The sequence below is a fragment of the Streptomyces sp. NPDC048718 genome (assembly GCF_043198875.1).
Classification (GTDB): domain Bacteria; phylum Actinomycetota; class Actinomycetes; order Streptomycetales; family Streptomycetaceae; genus Streptomyces.
The window spans coordinates 216786-236479 of record NZ_JBICVG010000011.1; the positions used below are offsets into that span (position 1 = coordinate 216786).

Annotated in this window: 17 protein-coding genes; 10 read left to right on the plus strand and 7 right to left on the minus strand. The window is 73.1% G+C overall.

Annotated features, from left to right (window positions below; translation table 11 throughout):
* Positions 1–13 precede the first annotated feature (13 nt).
* The 3 genes from ACGFRB_RS22140 to ACGFRB_RS22150 all read right to left on the minus strand — a co-directional run bounded on the left by ACGFRB_RS22140 (position 14) and on the right by ACGFRB_RS22150 (position 2217).
* On the minus strand, positions 14–400 hold the full coding sequence (locus ACGFRB_RS22140; RefSeq protein WP_361232711.1) for a helix-turn-helix domain-containing protein: 387 nt from the start codon (positions 398–400) through the stop codon (positions 14–16).
* A complete protein-coding gene (locus ACGFRB_RS22145) occupies positions 397–693 on the minus strand; it encodes a thiamine-binding protein (RefSeq protein WP_393245292.1) in 297 nt (98 codons plus the stop codon). The genes ACGFRB_RS22140 and ACGFRB_RS22145 overlap by 4 nt, the downstream gene beginning before the upstream one ends.
* A gap of 318 nt (positions 694–1011) precedes the next feature.
* Positions 1012–2217 (minus strand): MFS transporter, encoded by a 1206-nt coding sequence (locus tag ACGFRB_RS22150; RefSeq protein ID WP_393245188.1) that lies wholly within the window; start codon positions 2215–2217, stop codon positions 1012–1014.
* 94 nt (positions 2218–2311) lie between these two features.
* Here ACGFRB_RS22150 and ACGFRB_RS22155 point away from each other — a divergent pair, with 94 nt between their 5' ends.
* From ACGFRB_RS22155 to ACGFRB_RS22170, 4 genes are all read left to right on the plus strand, one after another.
* Positions 2312–3292, plus strand: coding sequence for an ArsR family transcriptional regulator (locus tag ACGFRB_RS22155; RefSeq protein ID WP_393245190.1), 981 nt, complete (start codon positions 2312–2314; stop codon positions 3290–3292).
* 362 nt (positions 3293–3654) lie between these two features.
* A complete protein-coding gene (locus ACGFRB_RS22160; RefSeq protein ID WP_393245192.1) occupies positions 3655–4716 on the plus strand; it encodes a hypothetical protein in 1062 nt (353 codons plus the stop codon).
* A gap of 187 nt (positions 4717–4903) precedes the next feature.
* Complete coding sequence (locus tag ACGFRB_RS22165) at positions 4904–5704, plus strand: TIGR04222 domain-containing membrane protein (RefSeq protein WP_393245294.1); 801 nt, start codon at positions 4904–4906, stop codon at positions 5702–5704.
* Between the two features lie 31 nt (positions 5705–5735).
* Positions 5736–6410 carry a GNAT family N-acetyltransferase gene (locus tag ACGFRB_RS22170; RefSeq protein WP_393245194.1) on the plus strand — a complete coding sequence of 225 codons (675 nt, stop codon included), beginning with the start codon at positions 5736–5738 and terminating at the stop codon, positions 6408–6410.
* Here ACGFRB_RS22170 and ACGFRB_RS22175 read toward each other — a convergent pair.
* Both ACGFRB_RS22175 and ACGFRB_RS22180 read right to left on the minus strand, forming a co-directional pair.
* The gene (locus ACGFRB_RS22175; protein WP_393245196.1) at positions 6358–7983 is read right to left on the minus strand and encodes an AMP-binding protein; all 1626 of its coding nucleotides are present in this window, start codon (positions 7981–7983) and stop codon (positions 6358–6360) included. The genes ACGFRB_RS22170 and ACGFRB_RS22175 overlap by 53 nt on opposite strands.
* Complete coding sequence (locus tag ACGFRB_RS22180; protein WP_393245198.1) at positions 7980–9683, minus strand: AMP-binding protein; 1704 nt, start codon at positions 9681–9683, stop codon at positions 7980–7982. Before ACGFRB_RS22180 ends, ACGFRB_RS22175 begins: the two co-directional genes overlap by 4 nt.
* 121 nt (positions 9684–9804) lie before the next feature.
* On the opposite strand from ACGFRB_RS22180, the gene ACGFRB_RS22185 reads away from it, so the two are divergent.
* The 5 genes from ACGFRB_RS22185 (at position 9805) to ACGFRB_RS22205 (ending at position 15706) form a co-directional block, all read left to right on the plus strand.
* Positions 9805–10614: a LuxR C-terminal-related transcriptional regulator gene (locus ACGFRB_RS22185; protein WP_393245200.1), complete on the plus strand. Its 810-nt coding sequence runs from the start codon at positions 9805–9807 to the stop codon at positions 10612–10614.
* A gap of 262 nt (positions 10615–10876) precedes the next feature.
* Entirely contained in the window at positions 10877–11884 is a 1008-nt protein-coding gene (locus ACGFRB_RS22190) for a hypothetical protein (protein ID WP_393245202.1), read from the plus strand.
* A 9-nt stretch (positions 11885–11893) separates the two neighbouring features.
* On the plus strand, positions 11894–13549 hold the full coding sequence (locus ACGFRB_RS22195; protein ID WP_393245204.1) for a cytochrome P450: 1656 nt from the start codon (positions 11894–11896) through the stop codon (positions 13547–13549).
* Complete coding sequence (locus tag ACGFRB_RS22200; protein WP_393245206.1) at positions 13546–15051, plus strand: cytochrome P450; 1506 nt, start codon at positions 13546–13548, stop codon at positions 15049–15051. The genes ACGFRB_RS22195 and ACGFRB_RS22200 overlap by 4 nt, the downstream gene beginning before the upstream one ends.
* Positions 15052–15160: 109 nt before the next feature.
* On the plus strand, positions 15161–15706 hold the full coding sequence (locus ACGFRB_RS22205) for an EF-hand domain-containing protein (protein ID WP_363005919.1): 546 nt from the start codon (positions 15161–15163) through the stop codon (positions 15704–15706).
* Between the two features lie 130 nt (positions 15707–15836).
* Here the strand turns inward: ACGFRB_RS22205 and ACGFRB_RS22210 are convergent, their stop codons facing one another.
* Together ACGFRB_RS22210 and ACGFRB_RS22215 are read right to left on the minus strand one after the other, a co-directional pair.
* The gene (locus ACGFRB_RS22210; protein ID WP_393245208.1) at positions 15837–16460 is read right to left on the minus strand and encodes a histidine phosphatase family protein; all 624 of its coding nucleotides are present in this window, start codon (positions 16458–16460) and stop codon (positions 15837–15839) included.
* Between the two features lie 106 nt (positions 16461–16566).
* Positions 16567–17109, minus strand: a complete 543-nt coding sequence (locus tag ACGFRB_RS22215) for a hypothetical protein (RefSeq protein WP_393245210.1) — start codon at positions 17107–17109, stop codon at positions 16567–16569.
* A 238-nt stretch (positions 17110–17347) separates the two neighbouring features.
* Here ACGFRB_RS22215 and helR point away from each other — a divergent pair, with 238 nt between their 5' ends.
* Entirely contained in the window at positions 17348–19543 is a 2196-nt protein-coding gene (helR, locus tag ACGFRB_RS22220; RefSeq protein WP_393245212.1) for an RNA polymerase recycling motor ATPase HelR, read from the plus strand.
* Positions 19544–19694 lie beyond the last annotated feature (151 nt).

Sequence of the window (19694 nt, forward strand, 5' to 3'; positions counted from 1 at the left end):
AGAAGGGCCCCAACTAGACCTCCTTGGCAGCGTTTTCCCTGGTCAGGGCGGTCTCGCGATTGAGGTAGTTGTAGATGGTGAAGCGGGAGACGCCGAGGGCACCGGCCACCGTCTCCACTCCATGACGCATGGAGAACGCGCCGCGCGCCTCCAGCGTCCGCACGACTTCCTGCTTCGCCCTGCGATCGAGGGCGGCCAGCGGCATCCCGTGCCCGCGCTCCATCGCCGCGAGGATGTGGTCCAGGGACTCGGACAGCCGCGGCAGCCGTATGGCGAGCACGTCCTCGCCCTCCCAAGCGAGGACGACGTCGTCACCCTCGGCCTGCTCGGGACCGAGGAGTTCGGCGCCGACGGCGTCGACCAGCGGCTTCACCGCCGCGATCAGCGGATGCTCGGTCATCTCCCGCCCCCGTCGGGGAGCGCACCGGCGGCGGCCGGGTCCTGACCGGCGCGCTCGCCGATCACATTGACCTGGAGCGAGACCCGGGTGGCCCCGGCCTCCAGGGATTTGCGCAGCAGCGCGTCGACCGCCGTCAGCACCGCGTCGGCGCCGCCTTCCACCGTGTTGCCGAAGGGGCCCACATCCACCGCGTCCAGCGTCGCGGACTGGATGACCTCTCGAGCCACGACCGCGTGCGCCGGCGCCTCGTCGAGGTCGAACGGCTCGGTCGTGAACTCCACTCTCAAACGCACCATGCCCCCACGCTACGGCCCTCCCCCGGCCCGGCGGGAGCCCCCGACCTGCGGGAATCTCTCGACAAGCGCGACAGCCCGCCGAGATCGCTCCGTAAGCCGGACATACCTGTCCGCCAGGCGAAATGAGCGCCGACCCTCGTGGGACTCGCGGACCGGCACTTCGCTGCGAACCTCTCGGTCTCCTTCACCGAACTCCCCCCTGGAGCGCCCGGCGGCCGCCACGACGGCCGGCTTCACCACAGCGAGAAGCACGGATCCTGGGATACGGTTCCGCGCTCCCGCATTTCTCGCCGTACCGGCGCGTCTCCTCCCGGATCACGGAGCCTTCGCCGGGACCGGGTCCCGTTCTTCGGCGCCCGCCGGCCGTCCCGGGCGGCCCGCGTACCCGAGCGCCAGCGTGACCAACAGAGAGGCCGCTGCCATCACGGTCATCGCCGTGGCGGGCGAGGCGAGTTGGGCGATGCCGCCCGCGAGCGCCGCGCTCAGCCCCTGGAGTGTGAGCATGCCGGAGGTGTGCAGACCGAGCGCCTGGCCGCCGAGGTCGTCAGGGACGAGAGCGATGAGCCGTTCCTGGTAGAGCAGGCCGGCGCTGTAGCCGACGGCGGACACGGTGACCGCCACGAGGGCGAGCGGCAGCCCGGGGCGGAACGCGAAGAGCAGGAACGGGGCGGCGAGCAGGGCCTGGAGAGGTGCGGCGAGCCGGGCTCGCAGGCCGGCCGGGAGAAGGCGTCCGACGGCGATGTCGCCCGCCAGCATGCCGCACGCGGCGCAGGCGAAGAGCAGCCCGGCGCGGTCGGCGGCGTACGGGACGAAGAGCGATTCGCAGCCGACGATCAGGCCGTTGGGCACCCACAGGGCGAGATAGGCGAGCCGGCGCGGCCTGGCGGACCACAGCCGGGCGTTGGTCCGCCACGTCTCGGCGACCGAGGGCCGCCCGGCGGCGCGCGGCGGGCGCGCCGACAGGCCGCCCCGGCTGATCAGCGCGCCAAGGAGGTAGAGCGCCGCGCCGGTGAGCAGGGTGCCGCGCGGCGAGAGCAGGGCGATCAGACCGCCGCCGGCCGCGAAGCCGGCGATCTGGCTGACACCGGTGGCCATGTTGAGGGCGGACCGGCCGATGAGGTAGCGCTCGCGCGGCAGGATCTCGCCCAGCAGCCCGTACCGTGCTCCCCCGCCGACCGAGCCGACGAGCCCTTGGAGGAAGAGGATCACGAAGGCGGCGGCGACGGGCAGTCCGGAAATGGCCTGGGCCGCGGTCCCGGCGGCGAAGACCAGGGAAACGCCGGTGAGCACGGCGCGCGGCGGCAGCCGGTCTGCGGCCGAGAGGAGCGTGGTGGCGCCGACGAGTTGGGCGAGGGCCGGGCCGAACATCGCGAGGGCCGACAGCAGGGCCGAGTCCGTGGCGCGGTAGACGAGGGTGGCGAGGCCGAGTCCGCTGACGGTCTGGGCGGCGACGTGCGCGGTTCCGCCGAGGAAGAGCGGGGTGAATTCGGGGACCCGGAAGAGATCACGGTAGCGGGGCATGCGCCGGAGTCTGGGTGAGCGGCCGGTTCGGTCGGTACTGTTTCGCGCGTCGGCGAAAGGTCATAGCCCCGGACGGGCGGGAGGCGATGCGGTCATGGGCTGGTGGCGGATCGGTACGGATTCCCTGGCGGGGAGCCGTTTCGTGATCTCGCCGCTCGCGGAGACCGTCGCGGCTCTGAAGACCCTGCACGCGGGGGCCGGTTCCCATCCGGGCGAGCGGTCCTGGCTGGGCGCCCATCTGCCCGCGTACCGGCGGCGGATGACCGGCGAGCCGCTGGACGCGGCTCTGGTGCGGGCGGCGATCGGCCCCACCTGGAACGCGGACTTCCTGACCCCGCCCCCGCTGGGCGAGCGTGAGCAGCCCTTCGAGGAGGAGGTCGTGGCCGTCCGGAGCGCCGAACCAGCCGACGCCGTGCCTCAGTTGGAGGTCGCGGTCGGCGGTCCCGTACCCGGGCCGCTGCGCACGGTGCCCGACCTTCCGCACCGGATGGCGACGGTCCTGGAGTGGGTGTGGCAGGAGACCGTACAGCCCGACTGGGCACGCCGGCGCCGCGTACTGGAGGCCGACATCACGGCGCGGACCGCGCTGCTCGGCCGGGGCGGCTGGGCGGCGGCGCTCGACGAGCTGAGCCCCGGCCGCACGCGCTGGCTCGGCGACGGCCGGCTCCAGGTCAACTCCCGCGATCTTCCACCGCGTTCGGTGGCCGACGGCCGGCTTCTCTTCGTCCCGGTGACGTTCGCCACGGGCTGGGTGTCCTGGGAGGGCACCGAGCGGTTCGCGGTGGTGTACCCGTGCGCGGGTGCTCTCGCGGACGTGTCCTCGGCGGGGGCGCCCGAGGCACTGGCGACGCTGCTCGGCCGGGCGCGGGCCGGGGTGCTCGTACGGCTGGAATCCCCGGCCTCCACCAGTCAGCTGGTGGCCCTGACCGGGCAGGGGCTCGGGTCGGTGGGACGGCATCTGAAGGTGCTGCTCGACGCCGGTCTGGTACGGCGGCGCCGGGCGGGCCGCTCGGTCCTGTACGACCGGACCGAGGCGGGCACCGTGCTCGTCCGGGCCGCGTCGGGCGACTTCTGACACCCCGCCCGCACCCGGGTACGGGCGGCCCGGAGCGGCCGGATCGCGGTGGTCATGCGGCCGGGGCTCGGTATGTCGCCGATCCAGCGAATCCGCCATGAGGAAGCTTCATTCCGTGATACGGAAGCACCGGCGGCGGAGCGCCGAAAAGGCGTCAAGAGACGGCCTCGGCGGGCGGGTGAACCCGCGAAGCCCCCTACACCCGGCGCCCCCGGCCCCGTCCGGGCCGCACCCGGTGCCGCGTGATGGCCGAACTCGCCCCCTCGCGGGCCCGGATTGGTGGACGATGGGAACGCACGTCGCGAAGGGGGTTTGGTGTGGGTGAATCGGTCCAGGTGCACTGTCCGGAATGCCTTCGCACGGTGGTGTACACGGCTGTCGCCTTCCCCTGCGCGTGCGGCGCGCCGGTCGCGCCCGCGCTGATCGGAGGCGTCACGGCCCCGGTGATCACCCACCGCACCTGGTCGGACGAATGGGTCACCGTGCGCTGCGCGCTCTGCTCACGTGCCTCCGACTGGCCGCACCCGGAAGTGGGCTGCCCGTGCGGGGCGGTCCTGCGGGTGCCGGTCCGGGGAGTAGCGGAGCCGGGCGCGCGCGAGGGCGGACCGCCGGATCCCGGGGCGTACGGACCGGGCGCGGACGCGCCGGGCCTCCGTGCCCCCGGCGCGTATCCGGCCGAGACGCACCCGCCGGACACCTGCACCCCGGGCGCGTACCCGCCCGACGGATACGAACCGGACGGGTACGCGCCGGACGGGTACGCGCCGGGAGCGGCGCGGCCCCGGGCCTTCCCGGAGGCATTCGCGCCGGGGATGTCCGGGTCCTGCGCGTACGGACCCGACGCGCGCGAGAGCGGGCCCTCCGGGCAGGCGACCGGCGCAGAGGACCAGGCCCCCGAGTCCGCGGCCGAAACCGATGCCCACGCCGACGCCGAGCGCGCGTCGGCGACCGGTCCGGGCGCCGGCGGCTCCGGGGCGGCCGGCCCGGACGCGCCGGAGCTCGACGGCTTCGCCGCGGAGGACGACGGCGCCGCCGGTCCGCGCGCGGCGTTCCGGCCGGTGACGATCCGGACCGCGCGGGACGCGGTCGCCGCCTCCGCCGGATATCTGCGCTGGCTCGGCTTTTGCGAGGTCGTCCAGCCGGAGGAGCGCGCGACCACGGCCGTGGACCTGCGCGGCCCGGGGCTCGTCGCGCAGGTGGACCCGAGCACCCGCCCGACCGGGCTGCGCGCGGTGGAGTGCCTGTGGCTCAACGGGCTCAGCAACTCGGCCGTGAGCGTCTGCTTCTCGCTGGCCGGCTACACCCCCGAGGCACACGAACGCGCCGAGAGCCTCGGCGTCCCGCTGTTCGTCCTCGACCTCACGGGCACCCCGCAGCCCGTCACCACACACGCCGGGGAACTCGTCTCCACCGGAGCCCCGTGACCTGCCCCATGACCTGCCCCGACCGTCCCCCCGACCGCTCCCCCGGCCGGCTCCTCGGCCGGTTCCCCGACTGATCCGCCGCCCCACCGGACCCGCCCCGAACCCCCGTACCTCCCTGAGGATTTCGGCCATTCACGGGTGACGACCGGCCCTCCCCCGGGCACAACACCATCGGGGGGTGAACACCATGACAACGGGGATGTGGTGGTTCCTTGGCGCGGCTCTGGTTCAACTGGTCCTGGCGGCCCTGCTTTTGCGTACCCGCAGCACGGAGCGGCCGGAGCTGCCGCCGGAGGCACTGGCGATGCTGCGCGGCGGACCACGCGCGGCCGTGACCGTGGCCCTGGTCGCCCTGCACCAGCGGGGCGCGGTGGCGGCCGGCCGTCGGGGGACGATTCGCGCCAACGGCGGGGCCGGCCGCACCCGCGACCCGCTTCAGCTCGGGGTTCACCGCTCGCTGCACCGCGCTCTGGCCCTACGGGTTCTGGCCACCCGCCCCAAGGCCCGGCAGGCACTCGACGCGCTGAGCACCGAGCTCGGCAGAACGGGTCTGCTGCGCTCGCCGGGACGGCTGCGCGCGGCCCGTGTGCTGCTGTCCTGCGTGCCGGTCACGGTGGGAGCGGGCATCCTCGTCACGTTGCCGCCGAACCGCGCGGCGGGGCCGGCGCTCGCGCTCGGCGCCCTGCTGGTGGCCCTGGCCGCCGCCCTGCTCTGCGTACCGCCCACGACCCGGGCCGCCCGCCGGCTGCTGAGCGGCCTTCGGGACCGCTACCCGCTGCCCGAGCACCGCCGCGAGGTGCCGGACGCCCGGGACGTACTGCTGTACGTGGCGCTGTACGGGGACCCGGCGCTGACCCTGTTCCTGCCGCATTTCTCCCGCGACGGCGGGCTCCTGGGGCGCCGGGTCGGGGGCGAGGACGGATACGCCGGCGGACTCGGCTGGAACCCGGAGAACGGGCCCTCCTGTACGGGCGGCACGCCGGACTGAGGGCGGCCCGCGCGGCGCGCCATACTGACGTATGCGCATCCGAGCGGCCGAAGCGGCCGAACTGACCGTCCTCCAGGACATCGAACGCGCCGCCGGCGAGGCTTTCCGCCCGCTCGGCATGGCCGCCATCGCCGATGACGACCCCCTGCCGCTGGACGTCCTCGCGGGCTATCGCGACGAGGGCCGGGCCTGGGTGGCGGTGGACGGAGCCGACTGGCCCGTCGGGTATCTGCTCACGGACACCGTGGACGGCGCCGCCCACATCGAGCAGGTGTCGGTGCACCCGGACGCCGCCCGGCGGGGCGTCGGCCGAGCGCTGATCGACCATCTCGCGGGCGCCGCCCGGGAGCAGGGCCTGACGGCCCTGACGCTGACGACCTTCACCGAGGTCCCGTGGAACGCCCCGTACTACGCCCGGCTCGGCTTCCGCCGGGTCGGCGAGGGCGATCCCGCGCTCACCGACGGTCTGCGGGCGATCAGCCAGGCCGAGGCCGCGCACGGGCTGGCCGTCTGGCCCCGGGTCTGCATGCGCCGCGAGATCACGGCGCCGCGCACAAAGACCGCACCCGGGACCGCCTCCACCACCGCCACCGCCACCGGGAATCCGGCCGGCCCCGGCGCCGTCACAAGCCCCAGTGCCGTCACCGCCCGGGTCACCCCGCCGCGTACCGCTCCCGCAGTTCCACCTTCCGCACCTTCCCGCTGACCGTCATCGGGAACTCCGGCAGGACCTCCAGACGCCTGGGGATCTTGTAGTGGGCGAGGCGGCCTTGGCAGAAGTCCGTGATCTCGTCGAGCGTGGGCGGATCGGCCGGGTCGCGCGGGATCACGCAGGCCAGGATCTCCTCGCCGTACCGGTCGTCGGCGACCCCGACGACCTGCACGTCGGCGATCTTGGCGTGCCCGTAGAGGAACTCCTCGATCTCGCGCGGGTACACGTTCTCGCCGCCCCGGATGATCATGTCCTTGATCCGGCCGACGATCCGCACATAGCCGTCCTCGCGCATCACCGCGAGGTCCCCGGTGTGCATCCAGCGGCCCTCGTCGACGACCTCGGCGGTCTTCGCCGGTTCGTCCCAGTAGCCGAGCATCACGCTGTAGCCGCGGGTGCGCAGTTCCCCCGCCGCGCCGCGGGGGACGGTCAGGCCGGTGGCCGGGTCGACGACCTTCACCTCGACGTGCGGCATGACCCGGCCGACGGTGCCGGTGCGCCGTTCCAGGTCGTCGTCCCGGCGGGTCTGGGTGGAGACCGGCGAGGTCTCCGTCATGCCGTAACAGATCGACACCTCGGCCATGTTCATCTCGGCGACGACCCGCTTCATCACCTCCTCGGGGCACGGGGAGCCCGCCATGATGCCGGTGCGCAGCGTGGACAGGTCGTAGGAGGCGAAGTCGGGCAGGTTCAGCTCGGCGATGAACATCGTCGGCACCCCATAGAGCGAGGTGCAGCGCTCGTCCTGGACCGCGCGCAGGGTCGCGGCCGGGTCGAAGGACGGGGCGGGGATCACCATGCAGGCGCCGTGCGAGGTGACGGCGAGATTGCCCATCACCATGCCGAAACAGTGGTAGAAGGGCACCGGGAGACAGACCCGGTCCTGCTCGGTGTAGGCGATCATCTCGCCCACGAAATAACCGTTGTTGAGGATGTTGTGGTGGGAGAGGGTGGCGCCCTTCGGGAAGCCGGTCGTCCCCGAGGTGTACTGAATGTTGACCGGTTCGTCGCAGGAAAGTCCCTCCGGCTCCACGCCGTCCGGGGCCCGGCGGGTGAGGAACGCGTCCCAGGTCGGGTCGCCGAAGTAGACCGTCTCGCGCAACTCCGGGCAGGCCGGGCCGACTTCACCGACCATCGCCCGGTAGTCGCTGGTCTTGTGGGTGAGTGAGGCGAACAGCAGCGAGATCCCGGCCTGCCGCAGGACGAACTCCAGCTCGTGGGCGCGGTAGGCGGGGTTGACGGTGACCATCACGGCGCCGATCCGGGCCGTGGCGTACTGCACCAGGACCCACTCGGCGCAGTTGACGGCCCAGATGCCGACCCGGTCGCCCTTCCGTACGCCGCTGCCGAGCAGCGCGCCGGCCAGCCGGTCGACGTCGGCGCCGAAGGCCGCGTACGTCCAGCGGCGCCCCGAGGCCACCTCGACCAGGGCCTCGCGCTCGGGCCAGGCGGCGACGGCGCGGTCGAGGTTGGCGCCGATGGTGTCACCGAGCAGGGGGGTGGTGGACACCCCGTGCGCGTACGAGAGGTCCGCCGGCCCGGCTTCCCGCGCTCCCGCGGCGCTCACGCGACATCTCCCTCGGCGTACTCGGTGCCGGTGGTCCCGTCCGCGGTGAGCTTGCGCAGCTCGACCCGGCGGATCTTGCCGGAGACCGTCTTGGGCAGATCGGCGAACTCGATCCGGCGGATCCGCTTGTACGGGGCGAGGACCTCGCGCGAGTGCGCGAAGAGCGCCTTCGCCGTCTCGGGGCCCGGCTCCCAGCCGGCCGCGAGGACGACGTACGCCTTGGGTACGGCGAGCCGCAGCGGGTCGGGCGCGGGCACGACCGCGGCCTCGACGACGGCCTCGTGCTCCAGCAGGGCGCTCTCCAGCTCGAAGGGGCTGATCTTGTAGTCGCTCGCCTTGAAGACGTCGTCCGCCCGGCCGATGTACGTGATGTAGCCGTCGGCGTCCCGGGCACCGATGTCGCCGGTGCGGTAGTAGCCGCCGGCCATGGCCTCGGCCGTACGCTCCGGGTCGCCGTGGTAGCCGGTCATCAGGCCCACCGGACCGGCCGACAGGTCGAGGCAGATCTCGCCCTCGCCGACGTCGGCCCGGCCGCTGACCGGGTCGACCAGGGTGACCCGGTAGCCGGGGCTGGGCCGGCCCATCGAGCCCTCCTTGAGCGGCTGGCCGGGGCTGTTGGAGACCTGGACGGCGGTCTCGGTCTGGCCGAAGCCGTCGCGGATGGTGCGGCCCCAGGCGCGCCGTACCGTCTCGATGACCTCGGGGTTGAGCGGCTCACCGGCCGCGACGACCTCGCGCGGCGGGGTGGCGAGCTGGGCGAGGTTGGCCTGGATCAGCATGCGCCAGACGGTCGGCGGGGCGCAGAAGCTGGTGACGCCGTGCCGGGACATCTCGGCCATCAGCCGGGCCGGGTCGAAGCGCGTGTAGTTGTGGATGAAGACGGTCGCCTCGGCGTTCCAGGGGGCGAAGAGGTTCGACCAGGCGTGCTTGGCCCAGCCGGGCGAGGAGATGTTGAGGTGGACGTCGCCGGGCTTCAGGCCGATCCAGTACATGGTGGCGAGGTGGCCGACGGGGTACGAGGTGTGGGTGTGCTCGACCAGCTTGGGGCGGGCGGTGGTGCCGGAGGTGAAGTAGAGCATCAGCGTGTCGTCCGCGCGGGTGACACCGTCCGGCGTGAACTCCGCGGCCGCGCCGTACGCCTCCTCGTAGCGCAGCCAGTCCACCTCCGGGTCCTTCAGGCCCACGGCGATCCGGGTGTAACCGCCGGGCACGTCGTCGAACTTGGCGGTGTCCTCGGCGCGGACCAGGACGTGCCGGGCCTGTCCGCGGTCCACCCGGTCGCGCAGATCGACGGGGCCGAGCAGTGGTGTGGCGGGGATGACGACGGCGCGCAGCTTCATCGCGGCGAGCATGGTCTCCCACAGTTCGGCCTGGTTGCCGAGCATGACGATCATCCGGTCGCCGGCCCGGACACCCTGAGCCCGCAGCCAGTTCGCGACCCGGTTCGAGCGCTCGGACATCGCGGCGAACGACACCTTGGTCTCGGTGCCGTCCTCCTCGACGATGTGCAGGGCGGTGCGGTCGTTGCCCGCGGCGATGACGTCGAACCATTCGAGCGCCCAGTTGAACCGGTCGGGGCGGGGCCAGGTGAAGCCCGCGTACGCCGTCGCGTAGTCCTCGCGGTGCTCCAGCAGGAAGTCACGGGCGGCCCGGAACCTCTCCGTCGCCTCCGTGGGCTCCGCCGCGCTCGTTGCCGTCATGTGTCCTCCTCGTTGCGGGACCGATCCCGGACATCGTGTAATCAGTGACCCAGGTCTCACCACCCCCGTTCGGGGGTGGTCCGGCGGCCGGCCCCGGCCGGCCGGGGAGAAGGAGCGCACGGTGCCCGAGCAGGTCGAATCGGCGGAGGTGCGCGCCGCACTGCTGCGGCTGCGCCGTTCCACGGGCCTCCAGGTGGTGTTCGGAGGGCTGTCGCAGGACGGGCGCGTGATCCGGATCGCGGAACTGAGCGGCGCGGTGACGCCCGCGCTGCGCGGTCTGGCCGTGTCCACCGGTTCCGGTCTCGGCGGGAGGTGTCTGGCGCTGTCGCGGCCGTGCGCGGTCACGGACTACGCCTCCGCCCGGCACATCACCCACGAGTACGACCGTCCGGTCCTGGCGGAGGGCCTGCGGTCGGTGATGGCGGTGCCCCTCGTCGTCCGCCGTGAGGTGCGCGGGGTCCTGTACGGCGCGCTGCGCGACGCCCTGCCGATCGGCGAGCGGGTCTTCGACGCGGCGGTGGCGGCGGCCCGGGACGTGGAGCAGGCGCTGGCGGTACGGGACGAGGCGCGACGGCGGGTGGCGGAGCGCGAGGAGATGCGGCTGGCCTACGGCGAACTGCGCGAGCTGGCACCCAGGGTGAGTGATCCGGAGCTGCGGGCGCGGCTGTGGGCGGTGTGCGGCCGGCTCGAATCGGCCTCCGGCACCCGGCCGGAGCCCGAGGGCGAGGCCCCGGCGGTGGCCCTGACCCCGCGCGAGACGGATGTTCTCGCGATGGTCGCCGCGGGGGCGACGAACGCGGTCGCGGCCGGGCGGCTCGGCCTCAGCCCGGAGACGGTGAAGGGGTATCTGCGCTCGGCGATGCGCAAGCTGGGCGCCCGCACCCGGCTGGAGGCGGTGGTCTCGGCACGTCGCGCGGGTCTGCTGCCCTAAGCTGTGACTTTTCGGGCCCTTCCGGGTCCGGCCCGGTGCGGGAGCCTCGCGTCACCTTGGACGGCGGCGTCCGGCCCGTGATCCGGGGATTCCGGTTCCGCTTTATATCCGACCTGCATGTTCACCCGAAAAGCAGACCGGCGTCATGTATACGCACTCAATCTCGCCCGATCGGGTGGACTCGTCGGCGTGGCGTTGCGGTAGGGCTCTCCGACTGAAGAGTCTTCACGGTGCAGTGTTCTCCGGATGAAGGGCTCGGGCCGTGACGTACGAGGGCGTGGTCTTCACCACCCCGTGGCCGCTGCGGAGCAATCCGCACCTGGAACAAGCGCGAGAGCGCGCGATCGACTGGATGCGGGACTTCGGACTGCTCCAGGGCGAGGACGCGGTCGACGACTTCGTCGCATGGCGGCTCGCGGAGGTGGCGGGCTTCTTCTACCCGCACGCCGACGCCGACGACGCCGCGACCGCCGCGCAGATGATGGGCTGGTACTTCCTCCCCTTCGACGACCAGCTCGACGGAGAGCTGGGCCGCGACCCACGCCGCGTCGCGGCCGTCTGCGGCGCGCTCATCGACATCGTGCACGGCCTCCCCGACGGGGAACGTCATCCGGCGCCCACCGTAAGGGCGTTCGCGGATCTGTGGCCCCGGATGACGCGCGGCATGTCCGCCGGGCTGCGCAACCGGGTGGCCTACCACTGGAGCGCGTACTTCTCCTCGCAGCTCACCGAGGCCGTCGACCGCGCCGACGGCCGCGTCCTTGTGGACCTCGACACCTACTTCCCGCTGCGCGCGGCCACGACCTGCGCCTTCGGCCAGAACGACCTGGGCGAGCACTGGGGCGGCACCGAGGTCGCCCCGGCCGTCTGGCACGACCCCGTGCTGCACCGGATGCGCCGGCTCGGGGCCGATCTCGTCGCGTTACGGAACGACTCGATGTCGTTGCGGCACGAGGACGTCACCGGCGGCCACAACGCCATCCACGTCATCGAGCGCACCCGCTCCTGCTCCCGGAGCGAGGCGCTGGCATACGGCTCCCGGCTCGCCCAGCGCAAGGTCGACGAGCTCGTCGAACTGGAGGAAACGGACCTGCGACGGCTCGCCCGCGCCCTCGAACCCGCCCAGTGCGAGGCGGTATTGGGGTACGCGGAAATCATTCACGACTGGATCGTCGGCGACTACGAGTGGGAGGGGATCTCCGCTCGGCACCACGAGCACCGTGTGCTGCCGGACTGGGCGAACGACCTGCTGGTCGGGGCGGAGAACTGAGGTACGGACATGGCGACGACGACCGACACCACCACCGCGGCGGCCTCCCAAGGAGGGGCCGCCCCCGCGATCCCGAAGGTGCCCGGCGCCCTGCCGCTCCTGGGGCATCTGCGACAACTCCTCACCGACCCCACCGGGTTCCTGAACTCCCTTCCCGAGCACGGCGATCTGGTGGAGATCCGGCTCGGACCGCGCCGTACGTACGTGGTCTGCACCCCCGAACTGGTCGCCCCGGTCCTGCTCACCGGACGGCAGGACTTCGACAAGGGCGGCCCCTTCTTCGAGAACATCGCCGTCTTCTTCGGCGACGGACTCGCCACCTGCCCGCACGCCAAGCACACCCGGCTCCGCCGCTTCACCCAACCCGCCTTCCACCCGAGCAAGTTGGTCGACTACGCGGAGCTGGCCGGCCGGGAGATCGAGGCCGTCACGGCGGCGTGGCGCGAGGGCGAGGTCCTCGACGTGTACCGGGTGATGCAGGAACTCGCGCTGCGCATCACCGTGTCGACCATGTTCGCCTCCTGGTTCAGTGAGGAGGACACCGCGGACGGCGGTGCCGAGGCGAGCGCCGAGGGCGCGGGGGCCGAGGGCGCGGGGGCCGAGGACCGGATCCGGGACACCCTGCGCGATGTGGACACCCTGGTGAGCGGGGCGTTCCTGCGGATGGTCGCCCCCGGCATCCGGCATGTGCCGCTGCTGCCCACCAACCATCGCTACGAGAAGGCGCGCCGCTCGCTCTACGAGCGGATCGACGCCACCATCGCCGCGTACCGGAGCGACGGCCGCGACCGGGGCGACCTGCTGTCGATGCTCCTCACCCCGGACGAGGAGGGCGCGTCCCTCACCGACACCGAGGTGCGGGAGCAGGTGATGACGATGTTCATCGCGGGCATCGGCACCACGGCGGCGATGCTCTCCTGGGCCCTGCACCATCTCGCGGTCCACCCCGAGCTGGACGCGGCCGTCGCCGCCGAGGCACGTACCGTCCGCGACGGGGCCACCACGCGCCACGAGCACCTGTCCCGGCTCACGACCCTGTCCCACGTCGTCACCGAGAGCTTCCGGATCACCCCGGCGGCCTGGCTGTTCAGCCGGACCACGATCCGTGACACCGAGCTGGGCGGCCATCGCGTCCCGGCCGGCGCGGACATCCTGATCAGCCCGTACCTGCTGCACCACCGCCCCGACCTGTTCCCCGACCCGGAGCGCTTCGACCCGGAGCGGTGGAGCGGCGACCCGCAGAGCTGGGTGAAGGCCGAACGGGCCCTGACGATGATCCCGTTCGGCACCGGCTTCCGTAAGTGCGTCGGCCGGGACTTCTCCGTCAACAACATCACCCTGGCGCTCGCCACCATGCTCGCCGACTGGCGGCTCGCCCCCGCGGACGCGACCCCGGTCACGATCAGTGGCCGCAGCATCATCGAGCCGCGCGACCTGCGGCTGCGGGTACTGGCCCGTCCCGTCACCGAAGCCGGGCCGGAGAGCAGAGCCGGGGACGGGGCGGGAGCGGGGGCCGAGGCCGAAGTCGGTGCTTGCCCCCTGGCCGGTTCGGCCACCGACGCGGACGACTCTGCCGCTGCCGACGGGGGTACCGGCGTCGACGGGGGTGCCGGTACCGGCAGCGCGCGCGAGGACGGGACGGCCGCCATGGAGGAGGCCCGGTGACCGCCATCCCGGGCGGGCCACCGGACGCGGCCCCGTCACCGGGCGCGGTGGCGAAGGGCACGCCCGTCCCCACCGCGCCGGGCGCCCTGCCGCTGCTCGGCCACGCCCTTCCGCTGCTGCGCGACCCCGTCGGCCTGTTGCAGTCGATCCGCGCGTACGGCGACATCGTCCGGGTCCGGATCGGACCGGCGCAGGTGTACGTGCTGAACTCCCCCGCCCTGGTCCGGCAGGTGCTGGCCGCGGACGTGGAGACGTACCGCAAGGGCAGCTTCAACGAGCGGTTCCGCCCCTACCAGGGAGACAGCCTCTTCACCATCGACGGACCCGGCCACCGGCGCCGCCGCCGGGTCGTCCAGCCCGCCTTCCACCGGGACCGGCTGAAGACGTACGCCGAGGTCATGCGGGAGGTCGCCGCCACCCGCTTCGCGGGCTGGACCGAGGGCCGGCCGATCGATGTCGGCGCCGAAATGTACGCACTGACCAGCGAGGTCGTGGCGCGTGTGCTGTTCGGCGGCGAGATCGGCAGCGAGCGGATCGCCCGGATCCAGCGCTGGCTCCCGGTGTTCGTCCGGGGCATGGGCCGCAAGGTCGTCACCCCGGCGGGCTGGCTCGACCGGCTGCCGATCCCGGCCAACCGGCGCTTCGACGCGGCCCAGCACGGGCTGCGCACGCTGGTCGACGGGCTGGTGCGCGAACAGATCGCGGCCCGGGGCCCGTTGAAGGAGTCCGGGGAGGCGGGCGAGACGGGAGGCGAGGGACGGCAGGAAGGGCGGGGCGGCCGCGAGCGGGGCGATCTGCTGTCCCTGCTCGTCGGCTCGCGGGACCCCGAGAGCGGCCGGCCGCTGAGCGCCACCCAACTGCGCGACGAGACCATGACCTTCATGACGGCGGGCATCGAGACGGTGGCCACCACGCTCACCTGGCTGCACCACGAGCTCGCGGTCCATCCTGAGGTGCGCGCCCGTCTCCTCGACGAGGTCGACACGGCGCTCGGTGGCCGGCCCGCCGGTTTCGACGACCTGCCGTCCCTGCCATACACCCGCAGCGTCGTTCGCGAGACGCTGCGGCTGCACAGCCCGGCGTGGATTCTGACACGCCGCCCCACCGCCCCGGTCAGACTCGGTACGGCGCTGCTGCCCGCCGGGGCCGAGCTGCTGTTCAGCCCGGCCACGCTGCACCGGGATCCGGCGATCTACCCCCGGCCGGCCGAGTTCCTGCCCGGCCGCGAGCACGAAGAGTCCGGCCCCGCCCCGTGCGGCCACGGCGGCGACCGGCCCGCGGACGCCGCGCGCCCGCCGTATCTGCCCTTCAGCACCGGCCCGTACAAATGCGTGGGCGACCACTTCGCCCTCACCCAGCTCGCCCTCACCGTGGCGACCCTCGCCCAGCGGTGGCGGCTGGAATCCGCCTCCGCCCGCGCACCCCGCGAGATCGCCGGCGCCGCGCTCTCCCCCGACCGTGTGGTGATGACCCCGCGGCAACGGGATCACCAAGCCGTCTGATCCCTGTTTCTCCCCCGCCCCACACAGAGGCCGACCGACCCGCCCGAAATCCGGAATCCCGGATTCAGATCGGGACTCTAGAAAGACCTCGAATGCAAAGGAACACCAAGTGCTCGGACAGGTACAGAAGTCCAACATCGACCGGGTCTTCGACACTCTCGACATCTCCCGTGACGGGGTCCTCGGCGCCGACGACTTCCGGACCATGGCGCAGCGGATGAGCGCGCTGCGTGAACACATGGAGCCGCGCCTGCTCGCCGAGATCCAGGGGACTTTCGCGGCATGGTGGGAGACCATCCGCCATGCCGCAGACGTCGAAGGCAATGGCCAGATCACCCGTGAGGAGTTCACCGCCGCGTCCGCCCGCGGCCTCGACCAGGATCCCGAGTACGTGGACAAGATGATCCGGGTCTCGGAGGTGACGTTCCGCGCGGCCGACGAGGAGGGGGACGGCCTGCTCACCCGCGCGCAGGTGGAGCGGATCTACCAGGCCTTCGGTGTCGACGAGGCGCTCAGCGCCGAGACCTTCCGCCGTATCGACCTCAACGGTGACGGGTCCGTCAGCATCGAGGAGTTCGTGAGCGCCGCTCGCGACGTCTGGACGAGCAACGACCCCAAGGCGCCCGGAACGGCCATGTTCGGCTCCGTCTCCTGACGTCCCGTCGATTCACCTTCCGGCGCTCCGGCGCCGGCTCTCTCAGGTGGCCCCGACACCCTCCTGGTGCCGGGGCCACCGCCCTGTCCGTGTCAGGGCCTTCTTTCGGATCTCGCCGGGGGCTCGCGGGTCAGACGTGGAGTTCCGGCGGGAATCCCGTCCAGCGCAGTGCGGCGGGGAGATGGCCGGAGTCGTTGAAGAGCAGGACCGAGGAGGGCCGGCCGGGCGCGTAACGGATCACGGTCAGGGCCGCGTTGGCGTGGTCGACCCCCATCCAGCGCCAGCGCGGAGCATCGAGCGCGGCCCGGACGAGCCAGCCGACGAGGAAGTTGTGGGTGACGACCAGTTCATGGCGCGGCTCGTCTCCGTCGACGGGCCCGGTGAACGCGGCGAGCGCCGCCGCCGCGAGCCCGGGTCCCCGCTCCTTCTCCTCGGCCGGGACCCGCTCCAGGAAGGCCAGCAGGGCATCGGCCGCTTCCGGCGGAAGCTCTTCCCGCGCCGGCGTGTAGGGAACGTAGTCTCCGGCCGCCTCGGAGCAGCGCAGGGGTGCGCCGTCGAGCTGCTCGCCGACCAGCCGGGCGGTCTGTTCGGCGCGGGCGAGCGGCCCGTGGTGGACCGCCGCCAGCGGGACCCCGCGCAGCCGCTCCCCGAGCAGGACGGCCTGCCGGCGGCCCGCCTCCGTCAGTCCGCTCTCGTCCGGCGTCGCCTCGGCGTGCCGGGCGAGATAGAGGTAGCGGGCGGCCGTACGGGGCATGGGCGGATCCTTCGGCGGCGTCGGTCGTGGGGACGCACGGAGGGACGCGGGCTCGGGAGGGACGGTTCCGCCGGGTCGGGAGGGACGGGGGTTCCGCCGGCCTTCGTCAGGCAGGTGCCGGGGCGGTGGGCGCCGGGTCGGTGGACGCCTCCCCGGTGGGAACAGGCGGGCGGTGGACGAGTCGGCGGGCTTCGACGACGGCGGCGGCATCAAGCTCGGCCGGCGCGGTCTCGCCGTACTCGATCCGGCCGTAGCGGTCGTTCAGCTCGGCGAGCCGGCGGGCCAGGGGCAGCCCGTGGCCGCAGAGCCGGTGGACGCGAAACACCAGCTCATCGGGGCTGAACTCGCCCGCGAGCATCCGGGTGGCCAGGACCCGCACCGCGGCTTCCCGCCCGGAGAGACTGCCCCTGGGGCGGAAGGTGAGTCCTAGTTCCTCCAGCGCCGGGGGAAGCAGGTCTGGGACGTCGTAGTCGGCCTCACCACGGGTACAGGCGGCGAGGCAGCGCAGGGCGGGGCTGTCGAGTCCGGCGACGAGTGCGTCGCAGGCGGCGTCGACGAGGTCGCCGGAGCGGAGCTCGCCGATGCTCCACAGGACGGCATGGTCCTGGAGGGTGTCCGCCGCTGAGGCGGTCGATACGGCCGGGGTCATCCCGCCATGATCCGGGCACCGGGGGGCTGGTCGAGGCGTTTTCCACGCCGTCGCGCCGCACACGCGTAGGCACCGGGTCGTACGCGCGAAGGGACTCTGTGCAAACGAAAGGCGAGCAGGTGCCCTCACCTCTCGCCGTGCTCAACGTATAGCATGAGGGGGGCCTTGCCGCAAGGCCCCCCTCGTCCCGCAGAATCGCACGCCGAGGCCCGACCTGCGGATCACGGGAGTTTCCCCCTTGCCTGTCACCACTTCCTTCGCCCTGTCCGACCAGCTGTCCCCCAAGGCCGACCCGGCGCTGATCGGCGACGACGAGCGTCATTTCACGGCCCTCGCGTCCTGTCTGGACGAGAGCGTCGCCGAGGTGTCCGACCGCCTCGACCTGCTGCGCAGGGCGCCCGGCCGGGCCGGGCGGGAGGCCCTGGAACGCGACCAGGAGATCCACCGGCTGACCGCGCGGCTGCGTACGCTGCGCCGCTTCGGGCTCGATCTGTGCCTGGGCCGGATGGTTCCCGCCGACGGCTCCGGCACGGTGTACGTCGGGCGGATCGGGCTCACCGACAGCACCGGGCGGCGGCTGCTGCTCGACTGGCGCGCCCCGGCCGCCGAGCCGTTCTTCGCGGCGACCCACGCCCGGCCGATGGGTCTGGCCAGCCGCCGCCGGTACCGCTGGAGCGGCGGCCTGGTCGGCGACTACTGGGACGAGGTGTTCACCGCCGACGGGCTCGACGGGCACGCGGCGCTCGACGACCAGTCCGCGTTCATCGCGAGCCTCGGTGGCAACCGCTCGGAGCGGATGCGGGACGTGCTCGCCACCATCCAGGCCGATCAGGACGCGATCATCCGGGCCGGTTCGCGCGGTGCGCTGGTGGTGGACGGCGGCCCCGGCACGGGCAAGACCGTCGTCGCCCTGCATCGCTCGGCGTACCTCCTGCACGCCGATCCGCGGCTCGGGCAGCGGCGCGGCGGTGTGCTGTTCGTCGGCCCGCACCAGCCGTATCTGGCGTACGTCTCCGATGTCCTGCCCGGTCTCGGCGAGGACGGGGTGCGCACCTGCACGGTGCGGGACCTCGTCGCCGAGGGCGCGGTGGCGGTGCCCGAGTCCGACCCCGAGGTGGCCCGGCTGAAGGCGTCGCCGGAGCTGGTGCGCGGCATCGAGAAGGCCGTGCGCTTCTACGAGGAGCCGCCGGGCGAGGACATGACGGTCACCACCCCGTGGGGCGCCGTGACACTGGCGGCCTGGGACTGGGCCGAGGCGTTCGACGCCCCCGACCCCGGCACCCCGCACAACGAGGCCCGGGGCCGGATCTGGGACGAGCTGGTCGCGATCCTGCGGGACAAGCTGGACGCCCGCGCCGCCGACCGTCCGTACGACGGCTCCGAGGACGGCGAGGACGAGGCCGAGGGCGGCGTTCCGGAAGCGCTGCTGCGGCGGGCGCTGCTGCACGACAGGGCGCTGGTCGGCACGTTCGACCGGGCCTGGCCGCTGCTGGAGGCCGCCGATCTGGTCGGTGACCTGTGGTCGGTGCCCGCCTATCTGCGGATGTGCGCGCCCTGGCTCTCCCCGGAGGAGGTCCGCGCGCTCCAGCGCACCGACCCCCAGGCGTGGACGGTGTCCGATCTGCCGTTCCTCGACGCGGCCCGGCAGCGGCTCGGCGACCCCAAGGCGTCCCGGCGGCAGCGGCTGCGCGAGGCGGAGGCCGCAGCCGAACGTGCCCGCGTGGCGCGGGTCATCGACGAGATCGTGCGGGCCGACCCCGACGGCGAGGGTGCGGTGACCATGCTGCACGGCCGGGACCTCCAGGAGAGCCTGATCGACCAAGCGGCCCTCACGAGCGACCAACTGCGGCCGCTGGACGGGCCGTTCGGACACATCGTGGTGGACGAAGCGCAGGAACTCACCGACGCGGAGTGGCAGATGCTGATGCGGCGCTGCCCGTCCCGCAGCTTCACCATCGTCGGCGACCGCGCCCAGGCCCGGCAGGGCTTCACGGAGTCGTGGCGGGAGCGGCTGGAGCGGCTCGGCTTCGACCGGATCGAGCAGACGTCGCTGAGCGTCAACTACCGCACCCCGGAAGAGGTGATGGCCGAGGCCGCGCCGGTCATCCGGGCCGCGCTGCCGGACGCGAACGTGCCGACGTCGGTGCGCGCCTCGGGCATTCCGGTGCTCCGCGGTCCGGTCGCGGACCTGGAGGCGGTCCTCGACGGCTGGCTGGCGGAGCACGCCGAGGGCGTCGCCTGTGTCATCGGCGCTCCCGAATTCGGCGAGCGGCCCCGGGTCCGTTCGCTGAGCCCGGCGCTGGCGAAGGGACTGGAGTTCGATCTGGTCGTCCTGGTCGAACCGGAACGGTTCGGCACCGGGGTCGCGGGCGCGGTGGACCGCTATGTGGCGATGACCCGGGCCACCCGGCAGCTGGTAATCCTGACGTCCTGACCCGTCGGCCCGGGGGCCCGGGGGGCCCGAACATGGCACGTCCCCGTTCGGGCCCTCCCGGGCTGCCCTGGCCTTCTCGGGCACCCTCCGACCCTCCCGGGACACCCGCCCCGACCTGCCCGAACGGGCAGCGCTTCGTGCACCCGGCGGT